The organism is Variovorax sp. 10L421 (assembly GCF_056395365.1).
In genome coordinates this window covers 75142-94149 of the sequence record NZ_JBFTJJ010000006.1, presented here as the reverse complement: position 1 = coordinate 94149, position 19008 = coordinate 75142, and the positions used below count along the sequence as shown (strand labels likewise).

Below are 19008 nucleotides of genomic sequence, written 5' to 3'. Positions count from 1 at the left end.
CAGCCGCCGCGCGCAAGCGCGGGCGAGACTGAACCTGATGCCCCCACCCGAACGAACTGCCTCGACCGATGTGCGCATGCGCGGCTTCACCCAGCGCGCGGAGGTTCCCGATGCGCTCGCCTGGATCGACGCCCACACGCCGCTGCTGCCGGGCGAATCCGTGGCGGTTGAAGAGGCCGCGGGACGGGTACTGCTGCATGAGGTGATCGCACCCATCGCGGTGCCCGAATTCGACCGCTCGGCCATGGACGGCTATGCGCTGCGCGGCGGCGAGACCACGGGGGCCGGCGAATACAACCCGTTGGAGTTTCCGATCGCGGGCCATGCCTGGCCCGGCCGGCCTTTCGATGGCGCCGTGCCCGCGGGCGCAGCCATCCGCATCATGACCGGCGCTCCGGTACCGCTGGAACTGGATGCCGTGGTGCCCGCCGAATATGCGAGCGAGCAGGACGGGCGCCTGGCCATCACGCGGGCTGTGGCACCGGGCCAGCATGTGGGCCGCGTCGGCGAGGACATCGCGCGCGGCAGTACGGCGCTGGCCGCGGGACGCCGGCTGCGACCGCAGGACGCGGGGCTGGCGGCTTCGCTGGGCCTGGCGCAGTTGCAGGTGGTGCGCCGGCCCCGCGTGCGGCTGCTCGTGACCGGCAATGAAGTGCGCGCACCCGGCACGCCCAAGGGGCCCTTCGACATCTACGACGCCAACTCCGTGACCTTGCGCGGCCTCGTGGCGCGCGACGGCGGCCTGCTCGAGTCGCACCAGCGCCTGGGCGACGACCCGCAGGTCATTGCCCAGGCGCTGGCGGCGTCCGATGCCGACGTGGTGCTCGTCTCCGGCGGCTCCAGCGTGGGCGCCGAGGACCATGCGCCGCGCCTGCTGGCCGAACTCGGCGAGCTGGCCATCCACGGCATCGCGATGCGGCCCTCCAGTCCGGCCGGCATGGGCCGCATCGGCGACACGCTGGTCTTCCTGCTGCCGGGCAACCCGGTCTCCTGCCTGTGCGCCTACGACTTCTTCGCCGGGCGTGCGATCCGCCGGCTCGGCGGCCGGTCCGCCGACTGGCCCTACCCCCGCACGCGCGCAACCGTGGCGCGCAAGATCGTCTCCCAGGTCGGACGCGTCGACTACGTGCGCGTGAAGATCGGCGAAGAAGGCGTGGAGCCGCTCGCGCTGTCGGGCGCGTCCATGCTGAGTTCGACCACGCGGGCCGACGGCTTCGTCGTCGCGCCCGCAGAAAGCGAAGGCTTCGGGGCCGGGATCGAAGTCACTGTTCATCTTTACGAGTGCCTGTGAAACCCCAATCGCAATTTCTCGATGTCGTCACGCGCGACGAGGCCGAACGCCGCTTCCGTCGACACCTCAGGCTCGCGCCACTGGGTCGCGAGACCGTTCCCCTGCACGAGGCGCTGGGCCGTGTGCTGGCCGAAGACGTGGTCGCCGCGATCGACGTGCCCGGCTTCGACCGCTCCAACGTCGACGGCTTTGCCGTGCAGGCCGCCGACACCTGGGGCGCAATGGAAGAACAGGCCCGCCTGCTGACGCTCGCCGACGAGACGTTGGCGCCCGGCATCGTGCCGCAGCGCGAAGTGACGGGCGGCCATGCGACGGCGATCGCCACGGGCGGCATGCTGCCTCGCGGCGCCGATGCGGTGGTGATGGTGGAGCACACCGATGCCGAGGACGGCCGGGTGCAGATCCGCCGCGCGGCCACCGAAGGCGAGAACGTCAGCTACGCCGGCACCGACATCGCGCGCGGAGAAACGGTGCTGCGTGCAGGCCAGGCGTTGAGCTCGCGGGAGATCGGCGTGATCGCGGCACTCGGCCTCGCCGAGGTCGGCGTGTACCGCAAGCCGCGCGTGGCCATCTTTTCCACCGGCAACGAGATCGTCGCGCCCGGCGCGCCGCTGCCCACGGGTGCGGTGTACGACTCCAACGCCGCCATCATCGGCGCCGCCGTCGAGGAACTGGGCGGCCAGCCCGTGCGGCTGGGTGTGATTCCCGACGACGAGGCCGCACTGTCGGCCGCGCTCGCGCAGGGGCTGGCCTGCGATGCCGTGGTCTTCTCGGGCGGCACGTCCAAGGGCGAAGGCGATCTTTCCTACCGCGTGGTCGCAGCGCTCGGCGATCCGGGCGTGGTGGCGCACGGTGTGGCGCTCAAGCCCGGCAAGCCGGTGTGCCTGGCGGTCACGGGCGGCAAGCCGGTCGTGATCCTGCCGGGCTTTCCGACCTCGGCGGTCTTCACCTTCCACGAGTTCCTGGCCCCCGTGATCCGCGCCTTCGCCGGCCGGCCGCCGGAGCGGCGCGAGCATGTGGACGCCAAACTGCCGATGCGCGTGAACTCCGAGCGCGGCCGCACCGAGTACCTGCTCGTGGGCCTGGTGCCCACCGACGAAGGCCTGGCGGCCTACCCGATGGGCAAGGGCTCGGGCTCTGTCACCACGTTCAGCAGCGCGGACGGGTTCATCACCATCGGCCAGCACACCGAGATCGTCGATGCCGGCGCGCCCGTGCAGGTGCAGCTGCTGGGCCATGGGCTGGACGCCGCGGACCTGATCTTCATCGGCAGCCACTGCGTGGGCCTGGACTGGCTGGCCGGGGAGCTGGTGCGCCAGGGCATTCGCATCAAGGCCATGAACGTGGGCAGCACGGGCGGGCTGATGGCCGCACGGCGCGGCGAATGCGACGTGGCGGGCATCCACCTGATGGACCCGGCCACCGGCGTCTACAACCGGCCACTGCTCACGCGGGAGCTGGAACTGATCCCGGGGTATGGCCGCATGCAGGGCATCGTCTATCGCCCGTCGGACGCGCGCTTCGAGGGGCGCGATGCCACCGCGGCCATCGCCGCCGCGATCGCCGGGCCCGGCTGCACCATGGTCAACCGCAACGCCGGCAGCGGCACGCGCATCCTCATCGATCGCCTGCTCGGCAGCGCCAAGCCGCCCGGCTACGGCGTGCAGACCAAGTCGCACAACGCGGTGGCCGTGGCCGTGGCGCAGCAGCGCGCCGACTGGGGCCTGGCCATCGACACGGTTGCACGGCAGTACGGCCTGGGCTTCATCCCGGTGCAGGAAGAGCGCTACGACTTCGTGGTGCCCAGGGCACGTCGCGAGCGCGCGCCCGTGCAGGCGTTCATTGCCTTGCTGCAATCGGCCGCCGCACGCGAGGCGCTGAGCCGGCTGGGCTTTCGCGTCGATCCCGCTGTCTGATCCAGCAGGACGGTACATCCTCAACTTCCAAGGACCCACACGATGACGATGGCCTCGCGCAGACGCCTCAACTTCCTCGCCCTCGCTGCTGCCCTCGTCGGCACGCTGCTCGCGCCGATCGCCCAGGCGCAAGAAAAGTTCATCGTGCTGGCTTCCACCACCTCGACCGACCAGTCCGGCCTGTTCAAGCACCTGCTGCCGCAGTTCACGAAAGCCTCCGGCACCGAGGTGCGCGTGGTGGCCGTGGGCACAGGCCAGGCGCTGGACATGGCGCGCCGCGGCGATGCCGATGCGCTGTTCGTGCATGACCAACCCGCCGAGGAAAAGTTTGTCGCGGAGGGCTTCGGCCTCCCGCGCCGCGCGGTCATGTACAACGACTTCGTGCTGATCGGACCGAAATCCGACCCGGCCGGCGTGCGCGGCAACGACATCGCGGCCGCGCTCAAGCGGCTGGGCGCCACGGGCGGTGCCTTCGTTTCGCGCGGCGACAAGAGCGGCACCCACGCGGCCGAACTGCGCCAGTGGAAACTGGCGGGCATCGACCTCGCGGCCGCCAAGCCCGCCGGCTACAAGGAGTGCGGCTGCGGCATGGGCCAGGCGCTCAACATCGCCGCTTCCACCAATGCCTATGTGCTGTCCGACCGCGGCACCTGGCTCAACTTCAAGAACCGCGGCGACCTGGGCATCGTGGTCGAGGGCGACCGACAGCTGTTCAACCAGTACGGCGTGATCGTCGTGAATCCGGCCAGGCATCCGCACGTCAAGAAAGACCTGGCGCAGGCTTTTTCCGACTGGGTGGTGTCGCGCGACGGGCAAGCCGCGATCGCCTCGTACAAGATCGGCGGCGAGCAGCTCTTCTTCCCGAACGCGAGCCAGTGAACGGTGGCCCAGTCGATGGATGGGCCGCGTGATGAGCATGGCCTCGCGCTTGCATTGAGAGCCGTCCTTCGATGAACACCATGACCGAAGGCTGGGCACTGGCCTGGCAGCTCATCACGCACGCCGACCCCGAACTCGTACGCATCACGGCGCTCTCGCTGCAGGTCAGCGCCACGGCCTGCGCAATTGGCGCGCTGTTCGGCCTGCTGCTGGGCGCCTGGCTGGCAGTGGCGCGGTTCCCGGGGCACGTGCTGGCCGTGTGGTTGGTGAACACGCTGCTCGCCCTGCCCGCCGTGGTGGTGGGCCTGCTGGTGTACCTGCTGCTCTCGCGCTCGGGACCGCTGGGCGAACTGGGAATCCTGTTCACGCCTTCAGCGATGGTGGTGGCGCAGAGCGTGCTCGTCACGCCGCTGATCGCCGCCCTGTCACGCCGGCTCGTGATGGCGGCCCTGGCCGATGGCGGCGACCAGTTGCGCTCCCTGGGCGCCGGGCCGCTCACCACCTCGCTGCTGATGCTGGTGCACGACCGGATGGGCGTGGCCACCGTCCTGCTCACGGCCTTCGCGCGGGCCATTGCCGAGGTAGGGGCCGTGATGATCGTCGGCGGCAACATCGCCGGCGTCACGCGCGTGATGACCACCACCATCGCACTGGAGACCAGCAAGGGAGATCTTGCGCTGGCCTTGGCGCTGGGCATCGTGCTGCTGGCGGTGGTCGGCGCGGTCAACGGCGCCATCGGCCTGTTGCATTGGCTTGCCACGCGCCCGCTGCGCGCCGCCTCTCAGGTGCCGCCGCATGCGGCGCCCCGGACGCCCACTCCTCGCGCCCCTCGCACGCCGGCTGCCACCGAGGCGGCGCCGTTGATCCGGGCCGACCGGGTCACGGTGCGCTTCCGCTCGCTGATGGCGCTGAACGACGCATCGCTGACCGTGCGCCGAGGTGACCGGCTCATCCTCATCGGAGCCAACGGCTCTGGCAAGACCACGCTGCTGCGGCTGCTGCATGGACTTTTGCCCTGCGAAGGTCGCTGCGAATCCTTGCCGCTGCAACCCGAAGGCCGCCTTCCGCGAGCGGCCATGCTGTTCCAGCGCCCCTTCCTGCTGAGCCTCTCGGTGTGGCGCAATGTCTGGGTGGGCCTCTGGCTTTCCGGCGTGCCGGCCTCCGAGCGCAGCGAGCGCTGCCGCCAAAGCCTGGCAAACGTGGGCCTGCTCGAACACGCCGCGCGATCTGCCCGTTCGCTTTCGGGTGGACAGCAGCAGCGCCTTGGCCTCGCACGCGCCTGGGCGCTGCAGCCGGACATCCTGTTCCTGGACGAGCCGACCGCCAGCCTGGATCCCGGCGCCAAGAATGAAATCGAGGCCCTCATCGAGGAGGTCGCCAACAGCGGCGTGACGATCGTGATGAGCACCCACAACCTCGGGCAGGCCAAGCGCCTCGCCACGCGCGTGGCCTATCTGCATGCTGGACGGATCGTCGTCGAGCGCCCCGTGGCGTGCTTCTTCGACGCAGAGGATCTGCCCGCCGAGGCCGCCCAGTTCCTCCAGGGCGAACTTGGCTGGCGCCTGCGGCCGTAGGCAGGGCCGGCCTGGGCGCCCTGGGCGAAGCCGCTTGCGCTCCCCTGGTGGGCTCGACGCCCCCTGCCTCATCAAGATTCGTATGCAAGACTGGTCGCACTCTCCAGGCGCCACAGCCGCTCGAGAAGCCTGCGCGCCCGCGCGGCACCGATCACCGGCGTGGACAGTTCGAGAAACTTGCTTTCCAGGTCGGCGTCACTCAGTGGCTCCTCGGGATCGCCCTTCCGATTGGGCTGCAGATGGCTGAGCCGGCGCCCATCCGCGGTGTCGATCTCGATGCGTGCGGCACGCTGGCCCGGGAATGYCGCGTCGAGCGCCGGATCCACCGCGACCTCCATGCGCTCCATCAGGGCGCGCGTTGCGGGATCCTCGAGGCGCGCCGGCTCAAACGCCGCCATGCGCACGCTGCCATGCACGAGGGCAGACGCCACCATGTACTTCAAGCTGAAGCGTGCTTCGTTGGCGGAAGCCGGTCGCTCGTAGCAAGCGATATCCAATGCTGGCCGATAGGTGCCTACACGAACGCGAACGATGTCTTCAGTCGCAATACGGTGCTTCGACTGCAGCGCGAGGGCGCCGTCGATCGACGGAAAAGTGTGGCCGCAGCCGATATGGTTCTTGAATGTCAGGCGTGTGATGTGAAAGTCCTGCCCGAGCGTCGCGCCGACCTGCGACCAGTCGGGCCCGTTGCTCATGGCCTGGCCGAGCCCGGCGTCGCCATCGAGGACATCCAGCGAACCCGTCAGGCCGCGCCGCGCCAGTTGGGCAGCGAGGAGGCCCGCCTCGGCTGCACGCCCCGCATGCAGTGGTTTGGACATCGAATCCATCCGGAACGCCTGCTGCAGTCCCGCCGTGAAGGTCGCAGCGGTGGCGAGCGCGTGCGCGAAGGCAACTTCGTCGAGCTCCATCAATCCGCCAGCCGCCGCAGCCGCTCCGAAGCTACCCACGGTGCCCGTGCTGTGCCAGAACTTGTAGTGCGGCCGGCCCATCACGACGCCGATTCGCGTCGAGATCTCGTAGCCAAGCACCACGCCGCGCAGAAACTGAAGCCCTGAGGCACCGATGTCCTGCCCACCGGCCATTGCGGCCGCGATGGTCGCAGCGCCTGGGTGGTACATGGCCTCGCGAAAGCTGTCATCTACCTCTGCGGCATGCGCAGCCGTGCCGTTGATGAGCGCAGCAGCGCGCGCAGTGGCCGGGCGCCCTTGCGCCAGGAAGGCGCCACCGCGATCGAGGTCGTCGCCCAGGGCTTGCTCCAGCATGCGCACCGGTGCCGCATCCAGGCCCGGGAAAAGCGATGCATACCAGTCGATCACTGCGCGCTTGGCATGATGAATGACCTCGGCAGGGAGCGGCTGCCGGTAAAACTCGGCCGCGTATCGCGCAAATACTTCCGTTGCATGCATCCAGGTTCTCCTGATTCAGGGGTTCAATTTCTTCAGGCAAGAACGACCACGCCATCGGCAGCACGCACGCCCTGCCCCTGCGGCAGCACGAACACCGGGTTGATCTCGGCTTCGACCAGACGGTCACCCAGTTGGGCCGCCATGTGAGAGAAAGCGACGATGGCCGCCAGCAGCGCCTCGACATCGGCCTTGGGCCGGCCGCGAAAGCCGTCCAGCAGCGGCCACGTCTTCAGTTCCTGCGCCATGCCCAGTGCCTCGTCGCGGCTCAGGCCACCTTGCGCCGGCAGAAGCCGCATCGCCGTGTCCTTGAACAGCTCTGCGGTGACGCCGCCCATTCCCAGCAGGATGGCCGTGCCCAGCGCATCACGGTGCATGCCGAGGATCAGTTCGGTACCGCCGGCCACCATTTCCTGCACCAGGAATCGCTGCGGCCTCGAGCCGGCGTTGGCCTCGACATCGGACGCCATCTGCAGCAGGCGCGCGCCCACCGTGTCGGGCGTGAGGTTGACCGCCACACCGCCCACGTCGCTCTTGTGCGTGACCTGGGCCGACAGGATCTTCAACACTACGCGGCCACCCAGCTCACGCGCAGCGGCCTCGGCCTGCGCTGGCTCGGTGACGACAAGCTCTCGCGCGCACGGCACGCCGAAACGGCTGAAAAGCTGCTTGGCCTGCGCCTCGTCGAGCGAGCCCGAAGGCAGATCGCCTACCGCAACCGGCTGCATGGCGGCGGTCGGCTCGCCCGGGTCTTTCCACTGGCTGGCCCGCAGCATGGCGCCGAGCGCAGCGGTGCAGCTTTCCGCCGCGGCAAAAGCGGGGACACCGCGCTGTGTCAGCAGCGCGCCGATTTCCGGCGCGTGCGGGCTCACGTAGGCAATGACGGGCTTGTCCGAGGTCGGCAGGCAGTCCTGGATCGCGCCGGCCATCAATTCGGGCATGGCGAGGCTGGATGAGCCGACGATGATGGTCAAGGCGTCGTAGCTGGGACTCTTCAACAGCACGTCAATGGCGCCGCGCAGCAAGTCAGGCCGCAGGCCCGCCAGGGTCACGTCGATCGGGTTCCGATCGAGCACGGCATGGTCGCCGGTCTGCAGCGCGCGCAATGCTTCGGCCGTCGCGGCATCGGGTGCGGGCGTATCGAAGCCGGACAGGCCCAGGTCGTCCGACACCAGCGTCCCGGCGCCGCCGGTGGAGGTCAGGATCGCGACCCGGTTGCCGCGCAGCTTACGGCCGGTGGCCAGTGCGGCGGGGATGTCCAGCAGGTCATTGAATGTCCGGGCGCGGATCACGCCCACCTGCCTGAAGAGCGCGTCGTACATGCGGTCGGCACCGGCCAGCGCGCCGGTGTGCGACACCGCCGCCTTTGCGCCCGCCTCGGAGCGGCCGATCTTGAACACGACCACAGGCTTGCCCGCGCGTGCCGCCTTCAGCGCCGCAGCGCGGAACTTCTCCGGATTGCGCACCGTCTCGACGTACAGCGCGATGACCTTCGTGGCGTCGTCTTCGGCGAGATGATCGATGAAGTCCGCCAGCTCCAGGTCGACCTCGTTGCTGGTCGAGATCAGCTTGGACAGGCCGATACCGCGCACCGCAGCGCGAGACAACAGCGAACCGAGGATGCCGCCACTCTGCGACACCACGCCGACGCCGCCGACGGGAAAGTGCGCCATCTCGAGCGCACCCGTGGCCGACAGCACGATGTTGTCCGTGAGGTTGACCAGGCCGATGGTGTTGGGCCCCAGGATGCGCATGGACCCGGCCGCGTCCATCAGCTGCCGCTGGCGGCGCGCGCCCTCTTCACCGGTCTCGGTGTAGCCGCTGGCCAGCACGATGGCTGCCGCGGTGCCGCGGGCGGCCAGGTCGCGCACCGCCAGATGGGCGCGCTCGGCCCCGAGCAGCACGATGCCCACGTCAGGCACCGCCGGCAGCGAAGCCACGTCCGCATAGCAGGCCAGCTCGCCGATGCGATCGGCCTTCGGATTCACCGGATAGATTTCGCCCGAGAAGCCGTGCTTCACGAGGTACGAGATGGGCCTGCCAGCGGTCTTGGTGGCGTCGCCCGACGCTCCGATGACGGCGACGCTGCGTGGCTTGAGGAGTCGGGAGATGGCATTCATGGCGCTCACTCCTTGCCGGCCGGGGTGGAGGTCTTGGCCAGGAACGCCATCACCGATTCGCGATGCTCGGTGCTGGTGTAGCAAATGCCTTGCGCCTGGCTGCCTTGGGCGAACACCTGATGGGCCGACAACTCGAAGCTCTGGTTGAGGATGGTCTTGCCCAGGGCCAGCGCCGTGGCGGAGCCCTTGCTCATTTCGGCGGCCCAGCGCTGTGCCTGCGCAATCAGGCTGTCCGCATCGGCCTTGCGATCGGCGATGCCGAGACGAAGCGCCTCTTCGGCCTCGACCTTGCGGCCGCTGAAGATCAGCTCCTTGGCCTTGGCCAGGCCGACGCGGCGAGGCAGAAAGTACATGCCGCCGCCGTCGGGAATGATGCCGCGGTTGATATAGGACCAGGTGAAGCTCGCCGCATCCGACGCAATGATGAAGTCGCAGGCGAGCGCCGTATCGGCACCCAGGCCCGACGCGGCGCCGTTGACTGCGGCGATGGTCGGCTTGGGCATGGTGTGCAGCAGCGACTGCGCGTGGTGCACGCGTTGCTGGCGGCTCCAACCGTTGAAGCCGACCTCGCCCGCGGGCGCTTGCATCCGGCGCTCCATGCCGGCGATGTCGCCGCCGGCGCAGAAGCCATTTCCCTTGCCCGTCAGCACCAGGGCGCGAATCGCCTTGTCGTTCGCCACGCGCTCGAGCGCGGCGATGAATTCGGTGCGCATGTCGTCGCTCATGGCATTGCGCTTTTCCGGGCGGTTCAACCACAGCGTGGCGACGCCGTCGACGACTTCGAGTTGGATCAGGTTTTCGGTCATTTTTTTGCCCTTGGGCCTCAGTCAGTGGTGATGTGGTTCTCTTTGACCACCTTTCGCCAGCGGGCCTCTTCACCCTTGGCATAGCGGTCGAACGCCTCCGGCGAACCCGCGTCGATCACGAGGCCTTCGCTTTCCACGCGCTTGCGGAAGGCCTCGGTCTGGACGGCTTTCCTTGCGGCGGCGTTCAGTTTCATGATCACGTCCCGTGGCGTTCCGGCCGGCGCATAGAGGCCATACCAGCTGTCCGCCACGTAACCGGGCACGCCGCTCTCCGCGACGGTGGGCACCCTGGCCAGCGAGGGCGCCGTGGAGCGCGAGGCGGTGGTCACGGCCAGCGCCCGCAGCTTGCCGCTTTCGATGAACGTGCCGACCGCGGCTGCCGTGGCGAACATCACATCGACCTGGCCGCCCAGCAGATCCGTGATGGCCGGGCCGGCGCCGCGGTAGGGGATGTGCGTGATGTCGGTCTTGGTGAGATTCTTGAAGAGTTCGCCTGCGAGATGAGCCGATGTGCCGGCGCCCTGCGATGCGAACGAGAGCTTTCCGGGATGGGCCTTGGCCGCGGCGATGATGTCGCCCACGGACTTGTAAGGACTTTCGGCCCGGACGACGAGCACGTTCGGCGAAATTCCCACCAGCATGACCGGCGCAAATGCCTTCTCGTAGTTGTAGGGAAGCTTTGGCAGGAGGCTCGGATTCACCACGTGCGCGACGGTCGCCATGACGAGCGTGTAGCCGTCGGGCTGGCTCTTCGCGACGGCGTCGGTTCCGATGATGGTGCCTGCACCGGGCTTGTTGTCGATGATCACCGGTTGACCCAGCTCCTGGCCCATGGTGATGCCCATGGTGCGCGCCACGAGATCGGTGCCTCCGCCCGGCGCGAATGGCACCACGATCTTCACAGGCTTGTCCGGAAACGCCGCGAAAGCGGGGAACGCCGTCAGGCTTGCTGCAACGGTGGCGCAAGAGAAAAGGACGGCTCGTTTGGCACGCGCCAGGGTCAGCGTGATCTGCATGGATTTGTCTCCGGTTTGACAAGGGAAGTACGGGAAGCCCCATCGACGGCCGCGTTGGGCTGCGGTTCTCATCGAATGGGTGAAGCTTAGGTTTGCCAAGCGGTTCGCGCATCCCCCTATTTCCAACAGATGGAAATCGGTGATACGCTGCCCGGCGCCTCTCCCCACGTTTTCAGCGCCACACGCCACTCGCGGAACATGTCGAACACACTCTCTGAAAAAGCGCGCCGGCCACACCACGAAGACCCGATGCTCAACCGGTCGCTCGTGCGCGGTGTCGAAGTGCTCAGAGCGTTCAGGCCAGGCGCCGATCTGCTTGGCAACGGCGAGCTCGCGGAACGCACGGGACTGTCTCGTGCCACCGTGAGCCGCCTGACGCAGACGCTGGTGGAAACCGGCCTGCTGGAGCACGATCGCGCCCGCCGGGCCTACCGCCTCGCCGCACATGTCTTGAGCCTGGCCCATGCGATGCGCGCGGGCTCGCCGGTGCTGAACACGGTCGCCCCGCTGATGCGCGCGCTGGCCGAAAAGATGCGCATCAACGTCGGCCTGGCGGTGCCCGATCGCGACGAAATGGTCTATCTCGAATCCGTTCGCTACAACCGCCGCGTTGCGCTACGCCATGTGGTGGCAGGTCAACGGGTGCCGATGGAACTCACTTCGTTGGGCCGCGCCTATCTGGCGGTCGCTCCGGAATCCACGAGGCGAGCGCTGCTGGCACTGTTCCGCAGCAGACGCTCCACCGGATGGGGGCAGTTGCGAGACGAGATCAAGTCCGCGAAACTCAGCATCGAGCAGCGCGGCTACTGCAGCGCCGCATGGCAACCGGAAGTGATCGCCCTGTCAGCACCGATCGTGCTGGCGGATCGCCCGATCTATGTGCTCAACGTCAGTGTCGCCACCGCCGCCAACATGGACGACGTGGAGCAGGAACTCAGCGGCCCATTGCTTTCCCTGCGGGAGAAAGCGACAGCCGCTCTTCTGGCATCCGCCTGAGCAGGCCTTCGGCCGCAAACCTGCATTCACCACTCAGACAGCGAGGTACACCTTTCGCGCGAAGGATGCGATCGCGTCGCTCATCGCGCGCGGTTGCTCTGGAGCCATTGCATGCCCCGCGTCGCGAACGATCTCGACGGTGACACGATCGCCCAGCATCGGCTTCATGATGTCGGGGACGACCACGGCGTCATGCTCGGCCTGAAGGTCGAGGATGGGTACGCGGTCGCCCGCGGAGAAGTAGTCATCCACGGGGGTGATCTCCCGGGCGCGACCTTGGGCATCGTGGGCCGCAGGAAACCAGCCGCCAAGCCACACGCTGGGATCGTGCCCCGGCGCAAAGAAAGCCTTGCGAAGGCACTCGAGCCTTCGAGGCTCCGACAGGGAGAGATCGCCCGCACCGTCGATCTCATCGCGCAGGCGGCTGTAGGGCTTCTCGGTCGACCCGGGAGGAAGCTTGCCGGCGGAAGCCGCCGCCATGACGACACCGCGTACGAGATCCGGCCGGTCTGCCGCCAGTGTGCGGGCGGGTTGACTGCCCCACGCATGGCCGACGATCACGATCGGACCGACTGCCTCGCTGTCGAGGACCGCGGCGACATCGCTCGCGAAGTCGTGCAAATCGAGCTCTTCCATCGGCCCCTCACTGCGACCGATGCCGCGCGGTTCAGGTCGAAGGACGCGAAAGCCTGATGCTGCGAGATGGGCTGCAACGACGTCATAGTCTCGCCCCGATCGAGCCAGCGACGGCAGGATGCAGACAACGGGCCCCGTGCCCTGGTCAGTGAATTCGATCTGGACATCCGCACTCGCGCGTGCCGGGCGGTATGAGATCAGCTTGCTCCGTGAAAGAGCCCCGCCTGCGGGAGTTGACTGGTTTTCGATGGACATGGTGCCGGAGTCTCCGTGGCGATACCAGTATTCGTAAGCTGGTCGCTCCTATATCAGCTATGTCTGCCAGCTATGCCTGTGCTCGCATTCGAGATCGCGAGCGACTTGTACCTACGGCCGCAGGTCCGACCCGGCTAGCGCTGCCGGAAATCCAGTTCCTGCAAGAGCTGTGCGGTTCCCCGTGTCAGGCGCGTTGCGGGACGCGCCACCGGCGTCGCCAGCATCAACGCATTCCAGATCGTCGGCGGACCGATGGGCGCGCGCTGCAGCTTCTCGTTGCCGCTCGCCCGGAGTGCGCTTTCCGGAAGGATCGTGCATCCAACACCCGTAGCGACCAATGCGAGCACGGTCTGGACGGCACCGACTTCCGCAAGAACCTGCAACTGGATTCGACGCGGATTCAACACGGAGTCAAGCAAATGGCGAATCGCATTCGGAGCGCTCGGCAGCACCATCGGGTAGTTCGCCAACGCGGCCAGGCCTACTTTGGCCGGCAATCTGCTTGCGGGCGGTGCGACCAGCAGCAGCTTCTCTCGCATCAGCGGCTGGAACGTCAACTGGGGTGAGGCCGCGGGGTCGAACAGAAGCGCAAGATCCAGCCTTCCCGCAATCAACGACTCGCGCAGTGCCACGCTCAGTCCTTCGAGCACCGTGATCACCGCGCGCGGGAACCTCTCTCTGAATCGCTGGACAAGCGGCGTACTCAGCCCCAACGCCACGCGGGGCGGCATGCCGACGATGATCCGGCCGGCAGGGCTTTCATCCATGTCGCGCAACTCGTCACGGGCTTGCCGGGAAATGTCGAGCATCGCGCGGGCATGAATGAGCAAGGCCTCCCCCGCCTCGGTCGGCACCACGCCACGCCCCGTTCGCACGAGCAGCCGTTGTCCGAGGTCGGCCTCGAGAAGTGCGATCTGTCTGCTCAGACTGGGCTGGGCGAGATCGAGTACCACAGCACCTCGGCTGAGACTTCCGGCGTCGACCACCGTAACAAAGTAGAGAAGCTGCCGCAATTCCATAGCGGATGAGCATAGCTGATATAGACACGCATACCTATCACCGATATCCGCGGGTTGCAACACTCGCGGCATGACATTGACTCTTCCATCCTGGGCATGCAATGCACATTGCCATGTCTTCGGCCCTCGATCACGCTTTCCATATGCACCCGGGGCCACCTTCGTTCCCCAGGAAGATGCGCCCAAGGAAGCCCTATACGCGCTGAACGACAGCCTGGGCCTGACGCGCTGCGTGGTGGTCCAGTCGAGCTGTCACGGCTTCGACAACAGTGCGACAGAAGACGCCGTCACATCACGTCCTAGCGACTATCGTGGCATTGCCCTGCTGCCAACGGACGTCCACGATGCCGAACTTCAACGCCTCCACGCAGCCGGTTTCCGGGGCGTTCGCTTCAACTTCATGGGACATCTGGGACGGCATACGCCGATCGAAGACGTCCTTGCACTGGCCGCGCGCATCGCGCCGCTGGGCTGGCACCTGCAGATACATGGTGACCCTGCCCTGCTGACCGATCTGGCGCCGGCGCTGCGACGCTCCCCGACACCCGTGGTGATCGACCATATCGGCCGGATCGACGCGGCCCTCGGCCTGAACCAGCCGGACTTCCAGGCGCTGCTGATGCTGATGGCCGACGAGCGCTTCTGGGTGAAGGTCAGCGGCATGGACCGCATCACGCGCCTGGGGCCTCCTTACGCAGACGCTCAAGCCTTCGCCAGGACATTGGTCGCGGAATTCGGCAACCGCGTGCTGTGGGGCAACGACTGGCCCCACCCCAACCACGGAGGGCCCATTCCGGACGAGCGGCAACTGGTCGATCTCATCGCCGAGATCGCACCGAGCCAAGCCGCGCGCGAAGCGTTGCTCATGCACAACCCCCAACGACTTTATCAATTTGGAGACAACCAATGAGCTTGCGATTTGCGAACAAGGTGGCCATCGTGACCGGCGCCGGATGTGTCGGTGCCGGCTGGGGAAACGGCCGCGCCATTGCAGTGCGGCTGGCGGAAGAAGGCGCCAGGGTGCTGGCGGTCGACCGCGATCGTGCGCGGCTTGACGAAACCCTGGAGCTCGCCGGCGCTGCACGCGCCTCGATCACGCCCTGGGTCTGCGACGTGACCAGCAGCGACAGCGTCGCTGCCATGGCGGCGGCTTGCCTGCAGACCTACGGAACGATCGACATCCTGGTCAACAACGTCGGTGGCTCCGCCGCCGGAGGGCCGGTGGAACTTGCCGAAGACGCATGGGATTCGCAGATCGACATCAACCTCAAGAGCGTGTTCCTGACCTGCAAGCACGTGCTTCCCACACTCCTGGCCAAGGGCGCGGGCTCCATCGTCAACATCTCGTCGACCTCGGGCATGCGCTGGACCGGCAGCGCGCAAGTGGCCTATGCGGCGACCAAGGCGGGCGTCATTCAAATGTCGCGCGTCATTGCCGTTCAACACGCCGCGAAGGGCGTGCGGGTCAACAGCGTGGTGCCGGGGCAGTTGCACACACCGATGGTCGAGACGCGGCTGGCCAGGCAGCGCGCAGGCGGCGACGTCGAGGCGCTGCTCGCCCAACGCCAGAAACGCATCCCGCTCGGCTTCATGGGCGACGGCCGCGACACCGCGAGCGCCGTGCTGTTCCTGGCCAGCGACGAGGCACGCTTCATTACCGGCACGGAGCTGGTCGTGGATGGCGGCATGACAGCACGTTGCGATTGAACGCATTCCAACAATTCCCCTGACGGAGACAAAACTCGTGATCAAGCAATTTCTTCTCGCCGCCGCGCTCGGCCTTTCCATCGCAACCAACGCAGTTGCTCAACCGCAAGTCATGCGCATCGTCGTCACCTTCGCGCCGGGAGGCCCGGTCGAACTGGTCGCACGAATCATGGCGGAACGGCTGGGCAAGGAACTGGGGCGCACGGTCATCGTCGAAAACAAGCCGGGCGCGAACGGAGCGATCGGCGCTGTGAGCGTGGTGCGCTCCCCGCCGGACGGCAACACGGTCTGGCTGACCAGCGTGGGCGCCGCCGCCATCAACCCTGCGCTCTACAAGAGCTTGCCCTATGACATGCAACGCGATTTCGCGCCCGTTGCCGTGGTCGTCAACAACGTCGAACTGCTGGTCGCGAATCAGGACGAACCTTCGAAGGATGCCGCCGAGTTCGTGGCGGCCACGAAAAGCCGCCCCAACCCCACCGCCATCGCGTCGTCCGGCATCGGAAGCATTCCGCACCTGGCCATCGAGCAGTTGAAGGACGCCACTGGTGCCAAGCTCCTGCACGTTCCCTACAAAGGCGGAGCCCTCGCCATCACCGACCTGATGGGCGGGCAGGTGCGCGGCTTCTTCGGTGATGTGCCGGGGCTGCTCAACTACGTGCAGGGCGGACGTCTCAAGGCACTTGGCGTGGCGTCGCCCAAGCGCCTGCCGTCGTTGCCGGACGTCAAGACCCTGGAGGAGCAAGGCATCAAGGGCGTGGACACGAACAACTGGTACGCCATGTTCGCGCCTGCCAAAACGCCTGCGGCCGTTGTCGACGCACTCAACAAGGCCGTGCGCAACACGCTGGCCGATCCGCAGGTGCGGGAGAAGCTGCTCAAGGCGGGCACCGAGCCCGCGCCATCGACGCCCCAGGCGCTGGCCGCGCTGCTGAAGCACGACACCGACAAATGGGCCAAGCTGATCCAAGACAAGAACATCAGGATCGATCAATGACCACCTCCCACATCCGCGTGCCTTTGGTGCAACCCGGCACGGTGCCCGAACTGGCCGAGGTCGAGTCCCGCATCATGGCGGAGCGCGGTCGCGTCTCCCTGCTCTACCAGGTGCTGCTCAACAGCGGCCCGATCGCTTCGGGCTGGGAGCGCCTGCTCACGGCCGTGCGCAACCAGACCGGCGTGCCGGCGGATCTGCGCGAACTGATCATTCTTCGCGTCGCCGTACTCAACGGCGCGAGCTTCGAGTTCGACGCGCATGTGCCCCACGCACAGAAGGCCGGCGTCGGCAGCGAGAAGATCGCGGCCGTTCGCGACGAGGCATTGCCGGACGTCTTCACGCCGATGGAACGCCTGGTGCTGGAACTCACCGACACCATGACCCGGCAGATCGTCGTGCCGCAGGCCCTCATGACGCAGGTGCAGCAGCACTTCGATGCCAGGGGCGTCGTGGAGCTCGTGGCGACGGTGGCGGCCTACAACATGGTGTCACGGCTGCTCGTGGCACTGAACGTCGCGCACTGAAACGAAACGAGCGATGCAAGACCTTTGGCTGCTCAAGCTGGACGCACCTGCTGCATCCGACGAATTGCTCATGGCCGAACTTCATCGGCTCCATCCGGAAGCCCGGCCCTGGCAGGCCGTGGACGACGGCACGATCTACCTCTACCTGCCGGGCGACGCATTGCCGATCGACGCACTCCCGCGCGGCGGCTCCGGGTGGCATCGCCTTGTCTGCACACAGGAGATAGCGGGCGCTTCGCAAGGCCGGGTCGCCCCGTTCCACTACGTTGTGGAGACAGACGTACTTCCGGAATTCGAGGAAGAACTCAACGCCTGGTATGCGCAGGAGCATCTGCCCGGGCTGGCCGCGGTCAAGGGAACGGTGCGGGCCTCGCGCTACGTCGTTGCTTTCGGCTCTCCCCGGTACTACGCCTGCTACGACCTCGAAAGCCCGGACGCACTCGACAGCCCGGCATGGCTGGCGGTGCGCGCAACGGCATGGAGCTCACGCGTTCGACCGGCATTTCGCAATGCGCGAAGGACAATGTTCTTCAAGCGCTGAACACCATCGGCACATGTTCGATCACTAGGCGGCATGGAGTGTTCGTGCCGCTGCGGCATGGGCCTCGCGCAGTTTCGATCTTCTATTTTTGATGGTTTCCGCGAGGAACGCCGCATCACCGGCTACGCCCGAGAAGCGCCCCGACCCCCAAGTGTGCAGCCACGGCAGGCCCAGGAAGTACAGGCCCGGTTCGTTCGTCACCCCGCGCAGGTGCACCGGCGCACCGCGCCCGTTGAACACCGGCGCATCGACCCACGCGAAGTCCGGCGAGAAGCCGATGCACCATATGACGCTGCCGATGCCCGCCGCCGCAAGGTCGAGCCGCGTGCGTTCTTGCGTCGGCTCCCACACGGGCGTGTAGACCGAAGGCGGTGGCGCCTCGATGCCCTTCGCCGCAATGTGTTTGTCGATCGACGCGTTGATGCGGTTGTAGGTGTCGTCCGCCGCATCGAGGTTGTCGCGCAGGTTGGGCTGCAGCTCGAAGTTTCCGCTGTCGAAGCCGCTCAGCACCCCATACAGCTCCATGCCTTCGAGCGCAAAGCGCCGCAGGTCGATGTCGCGCCCGCCGTCGCGGCCGGTCACGTAGTGGTTGGTGTTGTCGCGCACGCCTTCGCGCAGCGGATGCTCGGTGACGGGCATCTCGTAGTACTTCATGTCGGCGAGCCAGTCGACCACCTCGCGGCCGCGGTAGAAGCGCGCGCAGCGCGGCGCGTGGCCTGTGGCCAGGTGAACCTTGCGGCCGGCCAGGTGCAGGTCTTCGGCAATCTGCGCGCCCGACTGGCCGCAGCCCACCACCAGCACCGCGCCCTCGGGCAGCTGCGCCGGGTTGCGGTACTGCGCCGAGTGGAACTGCGCCACACCCGCAGGCAGCTTCTCGGCGAGGCGCGGCACGATGGGGCGGTGGTAGCCGCCCGAGGCCACGACCACCTGGTCGGCGGTGTAGAGGCCGGCGTCGGTCTGCACGTTGAAGCGCTCGCGTTCTCCATCGCGCGAGACGCGCTCGACCGTCACGCCCTCGATGGCCGGTGCCTTCACATGATCGACGAAGCCTGCGAGCCATTCGTTGATCTGGTCCTTGACCATGAAGCCGTGCGGATCGCTGCCGAGGTAGCTCCATCCCGGCAGCTGGCACTGCCAGTTGGGCGTGACGAGGCAGAACGAGTCCCAGCGCTGCGTGCGCCAGGTGTGCACCAGGCTGCGCTTCTCGATCACGAGGTGGTCGATGCCGCGCTGCTGCAGGCAGTGGCTCAGCGACAGGCCGGCCTGGCCGCCGCCGACGATGACGACGCTGTAGTGGCTGCGTCCGCCGTAGGGGTGTGACATGGGGT

General features: G+C 67.3%; 17 protein-coding genes. 10 read left to right on the top strand and 7 right to left on the bottom strand.

What is annotated here, in order from left to right:
• Positions 1-37 precede the first annotated feature (37 nt).
• From AC1DFC_RS11265 to AC1DFC_RS11250, 4 genes are all read left to right on the top strand, one after another.
• On the top strand, positions 38-1291 hold the full coding sequence (locus AC1DFC_RS11265; RefSeq protein WP_042673310.1) for a molybdopterin molybdotransferase MoeA: 1254 nt from the start codon (positions 38-40) through the stop codon (positions 1289-1291).
• Positions 1288-3207, top strand: coding sequence for a molybdopterin biosynthesis protein (locus tag AC1DFC_RS11260; protein WP_007832878.1), 1920 nt, complete (start codon positions 1288-1290; stop codon positions 3205-3207). Before AC1DFC_RS11265 ends, AC1DFC_RS11260 begins: the two co-directional genes overlap by 4 nt.
• Before the next feature lie 42 nt (positions 3208-3249).
• Entirely contained in the window at positions 3250-4086 is an 837-nt protein-coding gene (locus tag AC1DFC_RS11255; protein ID WP_478179256.1) for an ABC transporter substrate-binding protein, read from the top strand.
• A 71-nt stretch (positions 4087-4157) separates the two neighbouring features.
• Positions 4158-5660, top strand: coding sequence for an ABC transporter permease (locus tag AC1DFC_RS11250; RefSeq protein WP_478179255.1), 1503 nt, complete (start codon positions 4158-4160; stop codon positions 5658-5660).
• Positions 5661-5731: 71 nt separating this feature from the next.
• On the opposite strand, the gene AC1DFC_RS11245 is transcribed toward AC1DFC_RS11250, so the two are convergent.
• Genes AC1DFC_RS11245 through AC1DFC_RS11230 form a run of 4 tightly spaced genes read right to left on the bottom strand, consistent with a single transcriptional unit; the run spans position 5732 to position 11005 of the window.
• Complete coding sequence (locus tag AC1DFC_RS11245) at positions 5732-7066, bottom strand: MmgE/PrpD family protein (RefSeq protein WP_478179254.1); 1335 nt, start codon at positions 7064-7066, stop codon at positions 5732-5734.
• Between the two features lie 32 nt (positions 7067-7098).
• Positions 7099-9183 (bottom strand): acetate--CoA ligase family protein, encoded by a 2085-nt coding sequence (locus AC1DFC_RS11240; RefSeq protein ID WP_413331959.1) that lies wholly within the window; start codon positions 9181-9183, stop codon positions 7099-7101.
• A 5-nt stretch (positions 9184-9188) separates the two neighbouring features.
• Positions 9189-9989, bottom strand: coding sequence for an enoyl-CoA hydratase/isomerase family protein (locus tag AC1DFC_RS11235; protein WP_413312636.1), 801 nt, complete (start codon positions 9987-9989; stop codon positions 9189-9191).
• Positions 9990-10006: 17 nt separating this feature from the next.
• Positions 10007-11005: a Bug family tripartite tricarboxylate transporter substrate binding protein gene (locus tag AC1DFC_RS11230; protein ID WP_413331958.1), complete on the bottom strand. Its 999-nt coding sequence runs from the start codon at positions 11003-11005 to the stop codon at positions 10007-10009.
• 198 nt (positions 11006-11203) lie between these two features.
• Here AC1DFC_RS11230 and AC1DFC_RS11225 point away from each other — a divergent pair, with 198 nt between their 5' ends.
• Positions 11204-12001 (top strand): IclR family transcriptional regulator, encoded by a 798-nt coding sequence (locus AC1DFC_RS11225; RefSeq protein WP_478179253.1) that lies wholly within the window; start codon positions 11204-11206, stop codon positions 11999-12001.
• Between the two features lie 33 nt (positions 12002-12034).
• On the opposite strand, the gene AC1DFC_RS11220 is transcribed toward AC1DFC_RS11225, so the two are convergent.
• Together AC1DFC_RS11220 and AC1DFC_RS11215 are read right to left on the bottom strand one after the other, a co-directional pair.
• Entirely contained in the window at positions 12035-12892 is an 858-nt protein-coding gene (locus AC1DFC_RS11220) for an alpha/beta fold hydrolase (protein WP_478179252.1), read from the bottom strand.
• 134 nt (positions 12893-13026) lie between these two features.
• Complete coding sequence (locus AC1DFC_RS11215) at positions 13027-13911, bottom strand: LysR substrate-binding domain-containing protein (RefSeq protein ID WP_478179251.1); 885 nt, start codon at positions 13909-13911, stop codon at positions 13027-13029.
• A 70-nt stretch (positions 13912-13981) separates the two neighbouring features.
• Here AC1DFC_RS11215 and AC1DFC_RS11210 point away from each other — a divergent pair, with 70 nt between their 5' ends.
• From AC1DFC_RS11210 to AC1DFC_RS11190, 5 genes are read left to right on the top strand one after another with little or no spacing between them, the layout of a single operon-like run.
• Positions 13982-14821, top strand: coding sequence for an amidohydrolase family protein (locus AC1DFC_RS11210; protein WP_413331956.1), 840 nt, complete (start codon positions 13982-13984; stop codon positions 14819-14821).
• Positions 14818-15618, top strand: coding sequence for an SDR family NAD(P)-dependent oxidoreductase (locus tag AC1DFC_RS11205; RefSeq protein ID WP_007832850.1), 801 nt, complete (start codon positions 14818-14820; stop codon positions 15616-15618). The genes AC1DFC_RS11210 and AC1DFC_RS11205 overlap by 4 nt, the downstream gene beginning before the upstream one ends.
• Before the next feature lie 37 nt (positions 15619-15655).
• Positions 15656-16615, top strand: a complete 960-nt coding sequence (locus AC1DFC_RS11200) for a Bug family tripartite tricarboxylate transporter substrate binding protein (RefSeq protein WP_478179250.1) — start codon at positions 15656-15658, stop codon at positions 16613-16615.
• Entirely contained in the window at positions 16612-17139 is a 528-nt protein-coding gene (locus AC1DFC_RS11195) for a carboxymuconolactone decarboxylase family protein (protein WP_413312630.1), read from the top strand. Before AC1DFC_RS11200 ends, AC1DFC_RS11195 begins: the two co-directional genes overlap by 4 nt.
• 13 nt (positions 17140-17152) lie before the next feature.
• A complete protein-coding gene (locus AC1DFC_RS11190) occupies positions 17153-17680 on the top strand; it encodes a hypothetical protein (protein ID WP_478179249.1) in 528 nt (175 codons plus the stop codon).
• Between the two features lie 24 nt (positions 17681-17704).
• Here AC1DFC_RS11190 and AC1DFC_RS11185 read toward each other — a convergent pair whose 3' ends face one another.
• Positions 17705-19003 carry an MSMEG_0569 family flavin-dependent oxidoreductase gene (locus tag AC1DFC_RS11185; RefSeq protein ID WP_478179248.1) on the bottom strand — a complete coding sequence of 433 codons (1299 nt, stop codon included), beginning with the start codon at positions 19001-19003 and terminating at the stop codon, positions 17705-17707.
• Positions 19004-19008: the final 5 nt, after the last annotated feature.